Here is a 13,422-nt window from a genome sequence, read left to right as displayed (position 1 = left end):
CATGGCTAAGGAAGAGCTGATCCAGTTCGAAGGGCTGGTCACCGAAATCCTTCCCGACGCACGCTATCGGGTACAACTCGACGCGGGGCACGAGATCGTCGCCTACACCGCGGGCAAGATGAAAAAGAATCGCATCAAGACGCTCGCGGGAGACCGCGTGACGGTCGAGATGTCGCCCTACGACCTCGAAAAGGGCCGGCTGATCTTCCGCCACAAGGACGAGCGTCCCAGCTCGCCCGGCGGTCCTCCGCGTGGCGCAGCGCAGCGCGGCGGCCAGTTCCGTCGGCGCTAGGGGCATTGGGGCGGAGCAATGTTCCGCCCGGCCCGGCGGATTGATCAAGCCTTGCGCAATCAGCGACAATTCAGCGCGTCGGCGTCGAGCCGGCGCGTCAAAAAATCATGCACTCTCGCGCAGCTCAGGATTGTTTTGCGCGGGCATTTCCAATAATATATCCCGCAATCGATTTTCGGCCGGACGAGATTAGCTATTACCGGTACAGCCGGTTCAGACGCTGACGACCCTTCCAAAAATTCGATCTAACCAGCCCAGGAGACTGGGCTACGCATTTGGTATCTGAGAAGGGAACTACCCCGTGAGCATGGGAACCGTGAAGTGGTTTAACGCAACCAAGGGCTATGGCTTCATTCAGCCGGACGACGGCGGCAACGACGTGTTCGTGCACATCAGCGCCGTCGAGCGCGCTGGTCTCGGCACGCTGCGGGAAGGCCAGAAGATCTCCTACGAGATCGTGGCGGACCGCCGTTCGGGCAAGTCGTCGGCCGACAATCTCCGCGCCGCCAATTGAGCGACGCCGGGCGATCGCGCATGCGATTGCCCATCTGGACAACGAAAGGCCGCCTTGCGCGGCCTTTTTTATTGCCTTGATTGTTTGCCGCCGAGTTCTGCTCGTCCAAATGACCGTAGTGTCGGTCGCTCCGGTTCGCAGGCGCGTATGCGACTGCGGCCCCGGGGCCGGGCGGGCTCCGTTGCGGCAGCCCTCACCTCAGCAGGAAGTCGCCGGGCTATACATCACACAGGTCGACTGCCGCGGGCGGGTATAGGCGACGTCGCTGAGATTGACGCCCGTCTTGCCCATGACGTAGCCGATCGTCGGAACGTACTGGTAGTTCACCTCGCTGAAGATCAGATAGGTGCCGGACACCAGCAATTCAGCCGGCACGCCGACCGTCATGCCGACGGTTCGCGGCGTCGATCCCTTGCTCCACTTCACCGTCGCCTGCTTGGTGGTGGGATCGACATAGAGCTCGGTGATCGTCGCATTCACCGGCGTCGTGGAATACGGGTACATGATGCCGGTCGAGGCGGCGAAGAAGTTCGACATGTCGCTGTCGCCAACCGAGGTCGATTGCGAGGTCAGATCCGACAGGGTGCGCGCCATCAGGGTGACCTTGCGGTCGACGGCGATGGCCGAGCAGAATTCGACCGTGCCGAAGAACATCACCAGCATCAGCGGCACGATGAATGCGAACTCGGTGGCCGCGACACCGCGACAATCGGCAGCGAAGGCGTCGATGCGACGCCACAGGCGCAGGCTCGAAGACATACCCGGCATTCTTCCCAACGGCATGATGAATTCCTGGTGTTCCTCAGACGCAGCTCGCGAGGTCAGTGTTATGAATACGGCTCGTTCTTAAATGCGGCCGTACCCACCAGCAGCCGCTTGCTGCCGCTCAGATTGGCGATGTTGTAGCCGAGCCCCGTCACGAAGATCGGCCATTGATAGAACAGCCTGACGACGACGATGTCTCCGGCGGCGCCCGGGCTGTAGGTCATGTTGTTGACGAAGTTGCCGCTGTTGTCGATCTGGTTGCTGATGGAGACGCTCCCGAACGAGGAGTAGCTCTTCACGTCGATATAGATCTTGTTGCAGTCGAACAGCGCGGGAACCTGGGTGCAGACGTAACTCGCGAACTGCGACTGCGTATAGGCGCCCTGTTGCGCCTGTCCGGTCAGGATCATGCGCGCCGAGTCCTGCGTGATCGTCTCGAGCACCTGGCCGGCAAAGAACATCAGCGCCGTTTCGATGATCGCGAACAGCAGCGCAAAGAAGACCGGCGCGACCAGCGCGAATTCGAGCGCGGCCGATGCCCGCCGGTTGCGCCGGAAGCGGCGCAACAGCCGGCGCATCGAAGCGGTCAAGGAGACGGGGGCTTGCATGGGGTCATCCGGACTGGGAAGGCACATCAACCTGGGTGAAACGAATAGCGGAAACTCCTTGGGAAAGAGTTTCCTACAATACGGACAGTATGGCCCGCCGCATCAACGTCCCGCTAACCATGCTTGGGGGTTCGCTCGCGGTCGGCCCTCCGAGGCAGCGCGCCACCTGCCCGACCCGATCATCGAAACCAAACGAACCGGGCGATCCAGCCGCAGCACCGGCGGCGAGGCTCACCGCATCGTCGGTGCGGAGGCGCGTGGAGATGCGGTCAGGCGCTGCCATCGACCCGGCCAAGCATGGCCAGGCCAGCGTTCAGTTGGTCTTCGAGGCCGCCGCCGCGTTGCCGCTCGCCGTGCTGGACATCGTTCCAGCCTGGTCGAGCACCGATTTGAAGTAGTTGTCGCCGTCGCCCAAGGTCACCCGGCGCTGGCAGATCGGCATGCAGCTATAGGTCTCGCGATCGACGCCCCGATACACCGTCACGAGCTGGTCGGTGGGTCCGGCGACCTGGATCTGGCGATCGATCAGCACCTGTCCGCCGCGATCCATCGCAATGAAGTTGGTGGCACCGTAGCTCTTGCCGGTGACGACGATGATGCCGCCGCTCTGCAAGGTCACATCGGCGATCATCGGATTGCCGACGACGAGCGTCGCGACCCGGTCGGGCAACTTGACCAGCTTGGCCTGGTCGACATTCACGGCGATGGCGGGATCAGGCTCCGCCAAGGCGGCAGCCGGCCACAGCAGCACCGCGGCGACAGCCGCCCGCAATGCGAGGGAAACACTAGAACGACGCGACACAAAGAGCGACATACTCAACCCCGGGACATTGACGAGCCGTCTCAAGCGATACGCAGCGGTGACGGCGCCCGACGCGGCAAATCTGCGCTCAATTGGTGAATGATCTGCAAACGTCGCGACGAAGCCTCGGGCGGTTGCAGAACACGTCATCTTCGGAACGGAAACGCGAGCTGACCGCCGAACTCACCGGGCATCGTCGCCTCGTCCTTGCCGTAGGCCATGGGCAACTGCCCCTCCGGCACCCGGAACGTGCCGAACAGGATGTCCCAGATCGGGAACGTGCCGGCGAAATTGGTGTTGCCGCCCTGCTCCATCGACGTGTGGTGCCAGCGATGGAAGACGGGTGTGGCGAGGACATATTTCAGCGGGCCCAGCGTCCAGTTGAGATTGGCGTGGACGAAGGCCGAATGGAACGTCGTGAACGGTCCGACCCAGATCATGACGTTGGGCGAGATGCCGGCCATCAAGAGGATGACGTCGACCGCGATCGTGCCGAGGATCAGGTTGATCGGATGGAAGCGGGCCGCCGAAATCCACTCGAGATCCTCCGACGAATGGTGAACCGCGTGGTATTTCCAGAACTCGCCGCCATGGAACAGACGATGCGTCCAGTACAGCATGAAGTCGGAGAGCACGAGGAAGAGCCCCCCCTGCAGCCATTCGGGAAGCTGCGCCAACGGGCCGTGCCCGTTTTCATAGAAGGCGATCAACTCGTCGGCGTCGCGGATCTTGAAGACAACGCTGGCGCCGAGCACGAGAAAGCCGATGCGGAGCACCCGCGCGAACACCGGCACGAAGAACCAGTAGACCACGTCGGTGACGAGCTCGCGCTTCTGCCACCACGGCTTGCCGGGATTGCAGGCCCAGAAGTGACTGAGCACCGAGAACACCACTGCCAGCATCAAGGTGATCGGCAACACCTTCTCGATGGTCTGGCCGAGCATCAGCGCGACTTCCCATGGCAGACCGGACATCACATTCCTCATCTCATGAACTGTTCCGAGGGGTACTCCCTGGCGCTTAAGGAGCCGTGAACCTGCGCGCCCGCAGAACCGCCCTGCCGATCGGCCCAGCGCGATCGACCTCGAGCCACATGCTCCACCAGCCAGGTCGACACGGCCCCATGCATATCGTGTGGATAGTGTGGAATGCGGAGCAGGCCTGGCGATGGATGGGGCCGGGCATGACGGCCCCATCCCTGCGCCCGTCTTTTCAGCGAGACCGACTGCGGCGTGGCCATGCGTTATTTCGAATGGTCGTGCCGCGCTTCATCCAATGTTTACTCTGCACAATAACAGCCATTTGTCGCCGTGTTTCGGCGACCGAATTAACTACGCCGAAATTCCTGCCCCCTACGGTGGCCGCATGGTCACGGTGCTGAGAACGCCGCAACGACCAGAGTTTGTTCGACCAGCCACGTGTACATGGAGTTACCTATGAAGAATCTTCTTGCTCGCTTCGTGAAGGATGAATCCGGCGCGACCGCGATCGAATACGGTCTGATCGCCGCCGGCATCTCGCTCGCGATCATTGCCGCGGTGAACGGTCTCGGCTCCAGCCTGAGCTCCAAGTTCGGCGCGATCAACACCTCGCTGAAGTAAGCGGTCGTCACGGCCGAGCAAAAAAGGCCCCGGACATCCGGGGCCTTTATCATTTCCACATTCAGCTTCGCGGCGTTCAGTGATGCGTAACCACGTTTTGTCCGCAGCCGCGTCCCGGCCTCCGTCCAGCGGGGCCGACGTCGCCTTGCGTTGGATCTGCGGCGGCCTCGGCCTGTCCATCCTCGCTCTGGCGGCCCGCATCGTCAGCGTCTGGTGAGAATGACAACCAGCCAGCCATTCCGGCTGTTTCCCGATCGTTTATTTCTTGCAGCTAGGCTCTGGCGCAGCGACGCACCCATGCCCCGCGTCGATGCCATTGAGAGCCCATGACCCTCGATCTCGCGCGCCTTCTGCTGTTTCCGGCCCTGATGGCCTTTGCCGCGGCGAGCGACCTGTTCACGATGACCATTTCGAACCGGGTCTCCCTGGCGCTCGTCGCCGGCTTCCTGGTTCTGGCGCCGCTGAGCGGGATGAGCATGGCTGACATGCTGATGCATCTGGGCGCGGGCGCGACCCTGCTGGTGATTGCTTTCACCTGCTTTGCATTCGGCTGGATCGGCGGCGGTGACGCCAAGGTCGCATCCGCCGCCGCCCTGTGGTTCGGCTTCGCCCACCTGATGAACTACCTGTTGTACGCCTCGATCTTCGGCGGCGTGCTCACCCTCGCCCTCATGCAGTTCCGGCAATGGCCGTTGCCCTACATGCTGGCAGGGCAACCCTGGCTTGCACGCCTGCACGCCAAGGAGAGCGGCGTGCCCTATGGCATCGCGCTCGCCCTGGGCGCTCTGATGGTCTATCCGGAGACCGATTGGGTGAAGGCGATCGACGCTGCGCGCCTTGCATTGCTCTGAACACACCGTGTCAACGCGGTGTTAAGGCGATTTAGATACGCCTCATTAACCATGCTTTGACGAATAACTGCTCAACTCCCATCACGGCGGCGGAAACGTCGCGGCGTCATGTGGAAAGTGAAGCGTATGAATACCGCACGCATTGTGGTTCTGACCATCGCTGTAGGCGCTGGCGGCGTGGCCGCATATCTCGCGAGCGGGTCCGACGACCGGCCGGCTCAAGTCGCCGCGCCCGCGCCGCAGATGCCGACCGTCGACGTTCTCGTCGCCAAGGGCGACATCGCCCTCGGCCAATCCCTCAAGCCCGAAGATCTGCAGTGGCAGAGCTGGCCGGCGGCCACGGCCAGTGCCAGCTTCATCCGCCGCAACGAGCGGCCTGAAGGACAGACGCAGATAACCGGCACGATCGCGCGGGCGCCGTTCATTGCCGGCGAGCCCATCCGCGAACAAAAGCTCGTCAAGGCCGACGGCTCGGGCTTCATGGCCGCGATCCTGCCGGCCGGCATGCGCGCCGTTTCCACCGAGATTTCTCCGGAGACCGGCGCCGGCGGCTTCATCCTGCCGAACGACCGCGTCGACGTGATCCTGTCCAAGCGCGAACGCAATCCGGATCAGCCCAACGCGGGCGACGTCGTCAGCTCCGATATCATCCTGTCGAACATCCGTGTGCTGGCGATCGATCAGGCCCCCAAGGAAAAGGACGGCCAGACCACGGTGGTCGGCAAGACCGTCACGCTGGAGCTGAAGCCGGAACAGGCCGAGACGCTCGCGCGTGCCCGTCAAACCGGAACGCTGTCCCTGGCGCTCCGCAGCATCGCCGACGTCAACGTGGCCGAGCGCCGCACGGACGAGACCAGCCGCAAGCGCAGCGACAGCGTTGCCGTCGTCCGCTTCGGCATTCCCAGCACGATGACGACGCAGAAGTGAGCAAGAGGACCACCCAGATGACCTGCAGCGAAAATCAGCGGAAGATGCGGACCCTGCTGGTCCGCGCGCTGTCGTTTTCGGCCGCCGCTGCGCTGACCCTCAATCCGGCGATCGCGCCGGTGATCGCGGCAGACTATCGCCCGGCGACTGCAGCCGCCGCCGCGGACGGCCAGATCAATGCACGTTTCCTTGCGCTCGGCATCGGCAAGTCCGTCGTCATCGATCTGCCGCGCGACATCAAGGACGTTCTTGTCGCTGATCCGAAGATCGCGAATGCCGTCGTGCGCTCCTCTCAGCGCGCCTACATCATTGGTGCGGCGATCGGTCAGACGAATATCGTCTTCTTCGACGCGCAGGGCCAGCAGATCGCGGCCTACGACATCGCGGTCAAGCGCGACCTGAACGGCGCCCGGGCGGCGCTGAAGCAGTTGCTGCCGAATGCCGATATCCAGATCGAGGGCCTCGCCGACAGCATCGTGCTGACCGGCTCGGCGTCGAGCCAGATCGAAGCCCAGCAGGCCGGCGAACTGGCCGCCCGGCTCGCCGGCGGCGCCGACAAGGTCGTCAACTCGATCACCGTGCGCGGCCGGGACCAGGTGATGCTGAAGGTGACGGTCGCCGAGGTGCAGCGCTCGGTCGTCAAGCAGCTCGGCATCGATCTCTCCGGCCAGCTCAACTACGGAACTGCTGTCGTCAAATTCGCGAACTCCAATCCGTTCACCGCCTACGGTAGCAATCTCGTCTCCAACAACGCCGTGACCGCAGCGTTGGGCGGGGCGACCCCGACGGTGCAGGCGACGCTGCGCGCGATGGAGAACGCGGGCGTGATCCGTACGCTCGCCGAACCCAATCTGACCGCCATCTCGGGCGAATCCGCGACCTTCATCGCCGGCGGCGAGTTTCCGGTTCCCGCCGGTTACTCCTGCGATCCGACGACCCATGTCTGTACGACGCAGATCAGCTTCAAGAAGTTCGGCATCTCGCTCAACTTCACGCCCGTCGTGCTCAGCGAGGGCCGGATCTCGATGCGGGTGATGACCGAGGTCTCGGAGCTCTCAAACGAGAACTCGATCACGCTGTCGCAAGCCGTCAGCTCGACGACGGTCAACTCGTTGACGGTTCCATCGATCAAGACCCGGCGCGCCGAGACCACGCTCGAAATTCCCTCCGGCGGCGCCATGGCGATGGCCGGCCTGATCCAGCAGCAGACCAAGCAGGCGATCAGCGGCATGCCGGGCCTGATGCAGCTGCCGGTCCTCGGCGCGCTGTTCCGCAGCCGCGACTACGTCAACAACCAGACCGAACTGATGGTTCTGGTGACGCCGTTCGTCGTCCGCGCCGTGGCACAGAAGGATCTCTCCCGCCCTGACGACGGCTTTGCGGCCGCGTCCGACCCCCAGGCCGATCTCCTGGGTAGCATCAACCGCATCTACGGCGTACCCGGCCGGGTCGAACCCGGACGCAACTATCGCGGCACCTATGGCTTCATCACGGACTGAGCCGGGACAAGGACCTGCAACGATGACCACCACATCCAGCCCCGCCCGATACCGACGCCTGCCCCTTGCCGCAGCGCTCGCCGGAGCCGCAGCCCTGCTCGGCGCCTGCAACTACACCAGAGACGCCGCCACCACGGCGAGCATCCCCGACGACTACCGGCTGCGCCACCCGATCGCGATCCAGGAGGCCCCGGACTCCCTGGTGGTCTTCGTCGGCCAGGGTCGTGGCGGCCTGACGGCCGAGCAGCGCGCCGACGTGATGGGACTGGCCCAGAGCTGGATTCGCCAAGGCACGGGCGCCATCAGCGCCGACGTACCGAGCGGCACCCCCAACGCACGGGCGGCCGCTGACTCGATGCGGGAGATTCACTCCCTGCTGGCCGCCGCCGGCGTCCCGCCGCACGGCATCACCGTACGCAACTATCAGCCGAAGGACCCGCGCCAGATGGCCGCGATCCGGCTGAGCTATCCAAAAATGTCGGCCACGGTGGGGCCCTGCGGGATCTGGCCGGATGACCTCGGGCCGTCGATCAAGAACAAGAACTGGTTCGACAACAAGCCTGACTGGAACTACGGCTGCGCCTACCAGCGCAACATGGCGGCAATGGTCGCCAACCCGTCGGATCTCGTGCAGCCGCGATCCGAAACGCCGTCCTATACCACCCGGCGCACGGCATTGTTCGACAAATATCGCAAGGGACAATCAACCGCGATCACGTATCCAGAGGCCGATAAGGCCAAACTCAGCGACACAGGCAAATGATCAGCTACGCCCGACAGACCCAAGAGGAGCAGCCTGACGTCGTGCCGCCGCCGGCCGACGATCACATCGCGCCCGCGCCGCGCGTGTCCGTGCAGGCGTTCTGTGAGACGGTGGAAACCGCCGCGACGGTTCAGGCCGCCGGTGAGGACCGGCGCCTCGGCAAGGCCCATCTGAAGGTTCAGATGGGTGGCATGGCGGCGGCGATCGAGGCCTACCGGTCTGCCCCGACCCCGAACGTCATCATCCTGGAGACGGATGCACGCACCGACATCCTGGCCGGCCTGGATCAGCTCGCGACGGTTTGCGACCCGGGCACGCGCGTCGTCGTGATCGGCCGCGTCAACGACGTCACGCTGTATCGCGAGCTGGTTCGGCGCGGCGTCAGCGACTATGTGCTGTCGCCAGTGACGCCGATCGACGTCGTCCGCTCGATCTGCAACCTGTTCTCCGCGCCGGAAGCCAAGGCCGTCGGGCGCATCGTTGCGGTCGTCGGCGCCAAGGGCGGCGTCGGAGCTTCGACCCTCGCCCATAACATCGCCTGGGCGATTGCGCGCGACCTGTCGATGGACTCCGTGGTGGCAGATCTCGATTTGGCGTTCGGCACCGCCGGCCTCGACTACAACCAGGATCCCGCGCAGGGCATCGCGGACGCCGTCTTCTCACCGGACCGGATCGACATCGCCTTCATGGACCGGCTGTTGTCGAAATGCACCGATCATCTGAGCCTGCTGGCCGCGCCTGCGACGCTCGACCGGGTCTACGATTTCGGCGCCGAGGCATTCGATGCGGTCTTCGACACGCTGCGGGCCTCGATGCCATGCATCGTGCTCGATGTTCCGCATCAATGGGCAGGCTGGACCAAGCGGGCGCTGATCTCCGCGGACGACATCCTGATCGTCGCGGCGCCGGATCTCGCCTCGCTGCGCAACACCAAGAACATGTTCGATCTCCTCAAGGCCGCCCGGCCGAACGATCGCATGCCGCTCTACTGCTTGAACCAGGTCGGCGTTCCCAAGCGGCCCGAGATCAATGCGAGCGAGTTCGCCAAGGCGATCGAAAGCCCGCCGATCGCAACGATCCCGTTCGAGCCGCAGATCTTCGGCGCGGCCGCCAACAACGGCCAGATGATTGCGGAGATGTCTCCCAGCCATCGGACGACGGAGATGTTTCTCCAGATCGCGCAGCGGCTCACCGGCCGCAGCGAGACAAAGAAGCCGAAAGGCTCCTTCCTGTCGCCTCTGCTGGACAAGCTGAGGGCGAAGTAAGCACGCGTGGAGTTCTAAGTCGTGTTTGGTAAGCGTAGCGGATTGGACAACGATACCAGGGCCCTCAGGCCGGCCGCGCCGGCGCCCGAGCCGGCGCCGGCTGCACCACGCGCGGCGTCTCCGGCCGTGCCGTCGCCACCTCTGGCTCCGACCCGGCAGGCTCCGCCGCCGCCACCACCGGTTGTCGAGGCCCGGCGTTCGGACAGTTACTATCAGGTCAAGGCGACGATCTTCGGGGCGCTGATCGAAGCGATCGATCTCGCTCAGCTGGCCAAGCTCGACGGCGAATCCGCGCGCGAGGAAATCCGCGACATCGTCAACGAGATCATCGCGATCAAGAATATCGTGATGTCGATCGCCGAGCAGGAAGAGCTGCTCGACGATATCTGCAACGACGTGCTCGGCTATGGCCCGCTGGAGCCGCTGCTGTCGCGTGACGACATCGCCGACATCATGGTCAACGGCGCCGGTACGGTCTTTATCGAAGTCAACGGCAAGATCCAGCGCACGGGCATCCGGTTCCGCGACAACCAGCAGCTCCTGAACATCTGCCAGCGCATCGTCAGCCAGGTCGGCCGCCGCGTCGACGAATCCTCACCAATCTGCGACGCGCGTCTCGCCGACGGCTCGCGCGTCAACGCCATCGTTCCGCCGCTGGCGATCGACGGCCCCGCGCTCACCATTCGTAAGTTCAAGAAGGACAAGCTGACGCTCGATCAGCTCGTCAAGTTCGGCGCGATCTCGCCGGAGGGCGCGGAGATCCTGCAGATCATCGGCCGCGTCCGCTGCAACGTGCTGATCTCCGGCGGTACCGGTTCGGGCAAGACCACGCTGTTGAACTGTCTGACCAATTATATCGATCACGACGAGCGCGTCATCACCTGCGAGGACGCCGCCGAGCTCCAGCTGCAGCAGCCACATGTGGTGCGCCTCGAAACCCGGCCGCCCAACATCGAGGGCGAAGGCCAGGTGACGATGCGCGAGCTGGTGAGAAACTGCCTGCGTATGCGGCCCGAGCGCATCATCGTCGGCGAGGTCCGCGGACCCGAGGCCTTCGACCTGCTGCAGGCCATGAACACCGGTCACGACGGATCGATGGGCACGCTGCACGCCAACAACCCGCGCGAAGCGTTGTCCCGCTGCGAATCCATGATCACGATGGGCGGCTTCTCGCTGCCGTCGCGGACCATCCGTGAGATGATCTGCGCCTCGATCGACGTCATCGTCCAGGCGGCACGCCTGCGCGACGGCTCCCGCCGCATCACGCACATCACCGAGGTGATGGGCATGGAAGGCGACACCATCATCACCCAGGACATCTTCCTCTACGACATGATCGGCGAGGACGCGAACGGCAAGATCATCGGGCGCCACCGCTCGACCGGTATCGGCCGGCCGCGGTTCTGGGAACGTGCGCGCTACTACGGCGAAGAGAAGCGGCTTGCGGCTGCACTCGATGCCGCCGAAGTTGCGAGCAAGGACTGAGGAGAGACCCCATGAAGCTTCAGGCTCTCGCCCTTGCCTTCCTCGCCGCCACCGCGATCGGCGGCATCGCCTGGGTGTTCCTTTATCCCCTGCTGTCGGGTGAGCGGAAGGCCGAGCAGCGGCGCAGCACCGTCGCCAAGTCCGAGCCGGTGGTCCGACAGGCCGAACGCAGCCAACGCTCGCGCCGCGAGCAGGTCGAGTCCTCGCTGAAGGATCTCGAGGCGAAGGCCCAGAAGCAGAGCAAAGTCCCGCTGAACATGCGGATTTCGCAGGCTGGACTCGACTGGACCGTGCAGAAATTCTGGATCGTTTCCGGTGTCCTCGGCTTCGTCGTCTGCGCCGTTGCCTTCTTCGCCGGTGGCGGCCCGCTCGGCGCGCTCGGGCTCGGCTTCGCCGCCGGTCTCGGTCTGCCGCGTTGGATCCTCGGCTACCTCAAGAAGCGTCGCGAGAAAAAATTCCTGGCGGCATTGCCGGACGCCGTCGACGTGATCGTGCGCGGCATCAAGGCGGGCCTGCCGCTGTTCGAATCCATCAAGGTCGTCGCCGCCGACGCGCCGGAGCCTTTGCGCAGCGAGTTCCTCGGGATCATCGAGACCCAGGCGATCGGCATGCCGCTCGGCGAGGCTTGTGCGCGGCTCTATGAACGGATGCCGCTTCCCGAAGCCAACTTCTTCGGCATCGTCATCGCGATCCAGCAGAAGTCGGGCGGCAATCTCTCCGAAGCGCTCGGCAACCTCTCGAAGGTGCTGCGCGACCGCAAGAAGATGAGCGAGAAGATCCAGGCGATGTCGATGGAGGCCAAGGCGTCCGCGGGCATCATCGGATCGCTGCCGCCGATCGTGATGCTGCTGGTCTATCTGAGCACGCCCGACTACATCTCGTTGCTCTGGACCCATCCGACCGGCCAGTTGATGCTGGTCGGCTGCGTGATCTGGATGTCGATGGGCATCCTGGTCATGAAGAAGATGATCAATTTCGATTTCTGAGGTGGACCATGGTCGACATTCTGGTCTCCAAGCTGCACGACCCGCACTTCATGACGATGTTCTTCGCCGCCATCGCGGCGACGGCCACCGTCTATACGCTGATCATGCCGCTGTTTGCAGGCGAGAACCTGAACAAGCGCATGAAGGCGGTCGCCAGCGAACGCGAGCGGATCAAGCAGCGCGAGCGCGAGCGGTTGAACGCCGGCGAGAAGGTCTCGTTGCGGCAGACGCCGAAGCAGCTCATCTCTCGTGTGGTGGAGGATTTCAACCTCACCAAATGGCTCGCTCAGGAGGCGGCCCGCGAGAAGCTCATCATGGCGGGCTACCGCGGCCAGGCGCCCTACATCACCTTCCTGTTCGCGCGCCTGGTGACGCCGCTGGTTCTGTTCGTCGGTTCCGTGCTGTACGTCTTCGTGATCGCGCATCTGCAGAAATCGATGCCGGTCAAGATCGGCATCTGCGTCGGCATGGCCTATCTCGGCCTGCAGGCTCCGATGCTGTTCCTGAGCAACGCGATTTCCAAGCGGCAGCTGTCGATCAAGCGCGCGTTTCCCGACGCGCTCGACCTGCTGCTGATCTGCATCGAATCCGGCATGTCGATCGAGGCCGCCTTCCGCCGCGTGGCGATCGAGATCTCGAGCCAGTCGATCGCGCTGTCGGAGGAGTTCACGCTGACCACCGCGGAGCTCTCCTACCTGCAGGACCGCAAGGTGGCCTACGAGAACCTCGCCCGGCGCACCGGCCTCGAAGGCGTGAAGTCGGTCTGCCTCGCGCTCCAGCAATCGGAGCGCTACGGCACCCCGCTCGGGCAATCGCTGCGCGTGATGGCGCAGGAAAATCGCGACATGCGCATGAACGAGGCCGAGAAGAAGGCGGCCGCGCTGCCGCCGAAGCTGACGGTGCCGATGATCCTGTTCTTCCTGCCGGTGCTGTTCGTGGTCATTCTGGGACCGACCGGCATCAAGGTCGCGGCCATGCAGTAGAGGTAGACCGCTCGCGAAAAATTTCGCTTGCGGTCGCGGCTCTACGCTGGAAGCTAGGCGGCGCATGATCGAGGTCTCCGC

General features: G+C 64.0%; 15 protein-coding genes. 11 read left to right on the top strand and 4 right to left on the bottom strand.

The features are described 5' to 3' along the window. Nucleotide 1 precedes the first annotated feature (1 nt). Both infA and ACQR0U_RS04645 read left to right on the top strand, forming a co-directional pair. On the top strand, nucleotides 2-292 hold the full coding sequence (gene infA, locus ACQR0U_RS04650) for a translation initiation factor IF-1 (protein WP_315804701.1): 291 nt from the start codon (nucleotides 2-4) through the stop codon (nucleotides 290-292). Between the two features lie 301 nt (nucleotides 293-593). After that, the gene (locus ACQR0U_RS04645; protein WP_006612155.1) at nucleotides 594-806 is read left to right on the top strand and encodes a cold-shock protein; all 213 of its coding nucleotides are present in this window, start codon (nucleotides 594-596) and stop codon (nucleotides 804-806) included. Nucleotides 807-1,004: 198 nt separating this feature from the next. Here the strand turns inward: ACQR0U_RS04645 and ACQR0U_RS04640 are convergent, their stop codons facing one another. From ACQR0U_RS04640 to ACQR0U_RS04625, 4 genes are all read right to left on the bottom strand, one after another. Continuing rightward, entirely contained in the window at nucleotides 1,005-1,565 is a 561-nt protein-coding gene (locus ACQR0U_RS04640) for a TadE/TadG family type IV pilus assembly protein (protein WP_315713820.1), read from the bottom strand. A 68-nt stretch (nucleotides 1,566-1,633) separates the two neighbouring features. Continuing rightward, the gene (locus ACQR0U_RS04635) at nucleotides 1,634-2,179 is read right to left on the bottom strand and encodes a TadE/TadG family type IV pilus assembly protein (RefSeq protein ID WP_315713819.1); all 546 of its coding nucleotides are present in this window, start codon (nucleotides 2,177-2,179) and stop codon (nucleotides 1,634-1,636) included. A 313-nt stretch (nucleotides 2,180-2,492) separates the two neighbouring features. Then, nucleotides 2,493-2,993 (bottom strand): pilus assembly protein N-terminal domain-containing protein, encoded by a 501-nt coding sequence (locus tag ACQR0U_RS04630; protein ID WP_434872087.1) that lies wholly within the window; start codon nucleotides 2,991-2,993, stop codon nucleotides 2,493-2,495. Between the two features lie 134 nt (nucleotides 2,994-3,127). Next, entirely contained in the window at nucleotides 3,128-3,955 is an 828-nt protein-coding gene (locus ACQR0U_RS04625; RefSeq protein ID WP_434872086.1) for a sterol desaturase family protein, read from the bottom strand. Between the two features lie 462 nt (nucleotides 3,956-4,417). On the opposite strand from ACQR0U_RS04625, the gene ACQR0U_RS04620 reads away from it, so the two are divergent. The 9 genes from ACQR0U_RS04620 to ACQR0U_RS04580 all read left to right on the top strand — a co-directional run bounded on the left by ACQR0U_RS04620 (nucleotide 4,418) and on the right by ACQR0U_RS04580 (nucleotide 13,341). After that, nucleotides 4,418-4,582, top strand: a complete 165-nt coding sequence (locus ACQR0U_RS04620; RefSeq protein WP_231317342.1) for a Flp family type IVb pilin — start codon at nucleotides 4,418-4,420, stop codon at nucleotides 4,580-4,582. A 326-nt stretch (nucleotides 4,583-4,908) separates the two neighbouring features. Beyond that, nucleotides 4,909-5,433, top strand: coding sequence for an A24 family peptidase (locus ACQR0U_RS04615; RefSeq protein ID WP_315734617.1), 525 nt, complete (start codon nucleotides 4,909-4,911; stop codon nucleotides 5,431-5,433). Between the two features lie 126 nt (nucleotides 5,434-5,559). Beyond that, nucleotides 5,560-6,360, top strand: coding sequence for a Flp pilus assembly protein CpaB (gene cpaB, locus ACQR0U_RS04610; protein ID WP_315713815.1), 801 nt, complete (start codon nucleotides 5,560-5,562; stop codon nucleotides 6,358-6,360). Nucleotides 6,361-6,377: 17 nt separating this feature from the next. After that, nucleotides 6,378-7,859, top strand: a complete 1,482-nt coding sequence (locus ACQR0U_RS04605) for a type II and III secretion system protein family protein (protein WP_315714366.1) — start codon at nucleotides 6,378-6,380, stop codon at nucleotides 7,857-7,859. A gap of 22 nt (nucleotides 7,860-7,881) precedes the next feature. Beyond that, nucleotides 7,882-8,622 carry a CpaD family pilus assembly protein gene (locus ACQR0U_RS04600; RefSeq protein ID WP_315713814.1) on the top strand — a complete coding sequence of 247 codons (741 nt, stop codon included), beginning with the start codon at nucleotides 7,882-7,884 and terminating at the stop codon, nucleotides 8,620-8,622. Next, nucleotides 8,619-9,887 carry an AAA family ATPase gene (locus tag ACQR0U_RS04595; RefSeq protein ID WP_315713813.1) on the top strand — a complete coding sequence of 423 codons (1,269 nt, stop codon included), beginning with the start codon at nucleotides 8,619-8,621 and terminating at the stop codon, nucleotides 9,885-9,887. The genes ACQR0U_RS04600 and ACQR0U_RS04595 overlap by 4 nt, the downstream gene beginning before the upstream one ends. 21 nt (nucleotides 9,888-9,908) lie before the next feature. Then, the gene (locus ACQR0U_RS04590; RefSeq protein ID WP_315713812.1) at nucleotides 9,909-11,372 is read left to right on the top strand and encodes a CpaF family protein; all 1,464 of its coding nucleotides are present in this window, start codon (nucleotides 9,909-9,911) and stop codon (nucleotides 11,370-11,372) included. 11 nt (nucleotides 11,373-11,383) lie between these two features. Then, nucleotides 11,384-12,358 carry a type II secretion system F family protein gene (locus ACQR0U_RS04585; protein ID WP_315713811.1) on the top strand — a complete coding sequence of 325 codons (975 nt, stop codon included), beginning with the start codon at nucleotides 11,384-11,386 and terminating at the stop codon, nucleotides 12,356-12,358. Between the two features lie 8 nt (nucleotides 12,359-12,366). Next, complete coding sequence (locus tag ACQR0U_RS04580) at nucleotides 12,367-13,341, top strand: type II secretion system F family protein (RefSeq protein ID WP_315753445.1); 975 nt, start codon at nucleotides 12,367-12,369, stop codon at nucleotides 13,339-13,341. The last annotated feature ends 81 nt before the right edge of the window (nucleotides 13,342-13,422 follow it).

It is taken from the genome of Bradyrhizobium sp. HKCCYLRH3097, from assembly GCF_051167875.1.
Classification (GTDB): Bacteria; Pseudomonadota; Alphaproteobacteria; order Rhizobiales; family Xanthobacteraceae; genus Bradyrhizobium.
Note: the sequence above shows the minus strand (reverse complement) of the source record. Positions and strands in the feature narration are given on the sequence as shown.

Coding starts and splice junctions, on each gene's coding strand:
- infA (WP_315804701.1), top strand. CDS start 2: ATGGCTAAGGAAGAGCTGATCCAGTTCGAAGGGCTGGTCACCGAAATC.
- ACQR0U_RS04600 (WP_315713814.1), top strand. CDS start 7,882: ATGACCACCACATCCAGCCCCGCCCGATACCGACGCCTGCCCCTTGCC.
- ACQR0U_RS04620 (WP_231317342.1), top strand. CDS start 4,418: ATGAAGAATCTTCTTGCTCGCTTCGTGAAGGATGAATCCGGCGCGACC.
- ACQR0U_RS04640 (WP_315713820.1), bottom strand. CDS start 1,565: ATGTCTTCGAGCCTGCGCCTGTGGCGTCGCATCGACGCCTTCGCTGCC.
- ACQR0U_RS04630 (WP_434872087.1), bottom strand. CDS start 2,993: ATGTCGCTCTTTGTGTCGCGTCGTTCTAGTGTTTCCCTCGCATTGCGG.
- ACQR0U_RS04595 (WP_315713813.1), top strand. CDS start 8,619: ATGATCAGCTACGCCCGACAGACCCAAGAGGAGCAGCCTGACGTCGTG.
- ACQR0U_RS04625 (WP_434872086.1), bottom strand. CDS start 3,955: ATGTCCGGTCTGCCATGGGAAGTCGCGCTGATGCTCGGCCAGACCATC.
- ACQR0U_RS04585 (WP_315713811.1), top strand. CDS start 11,384: ATGAAGCTTCAGGCTCTCGCCCTTGCCTTCCTCGCCGCCACCGCGATC.
- ACQR0U_RS04605 (WP_315714366.1), top strand. CDS start 6,378: ATGACCTGCAGCGAAAATCAGCGGAAGATGCGGACCCTGCTGGTCCGC.
- ACQR0U_RS04635 (WP_315713819.1), bottom strand. CDS start 2,179: ATGCAAGCCCCCGTCTCCTTGACCGCTTCGATGCGCCGGCTGTTGCGC.
- ACQR0U_RS04580 (WP_315753445.1), top strand. CDS start 12,367: ATGGTCGACATTCTGGTCTCCAAGCTGCACGACCCGCACTTCATGACG.
- ACQR0U_RS04615 (WP_315734617.1), top strand. CDS start 4,909: ATGACCCTCGATCTCGCGCGCCTTCTGCTGTTTCCGGCCCTGATGGCC.
- cpaB (WP_315713815.1), top strand. CDS start 5,560: ATGAATACCGCACGCATTGTGGTTCTGACCATCGCTGTAGGCGCTGGC.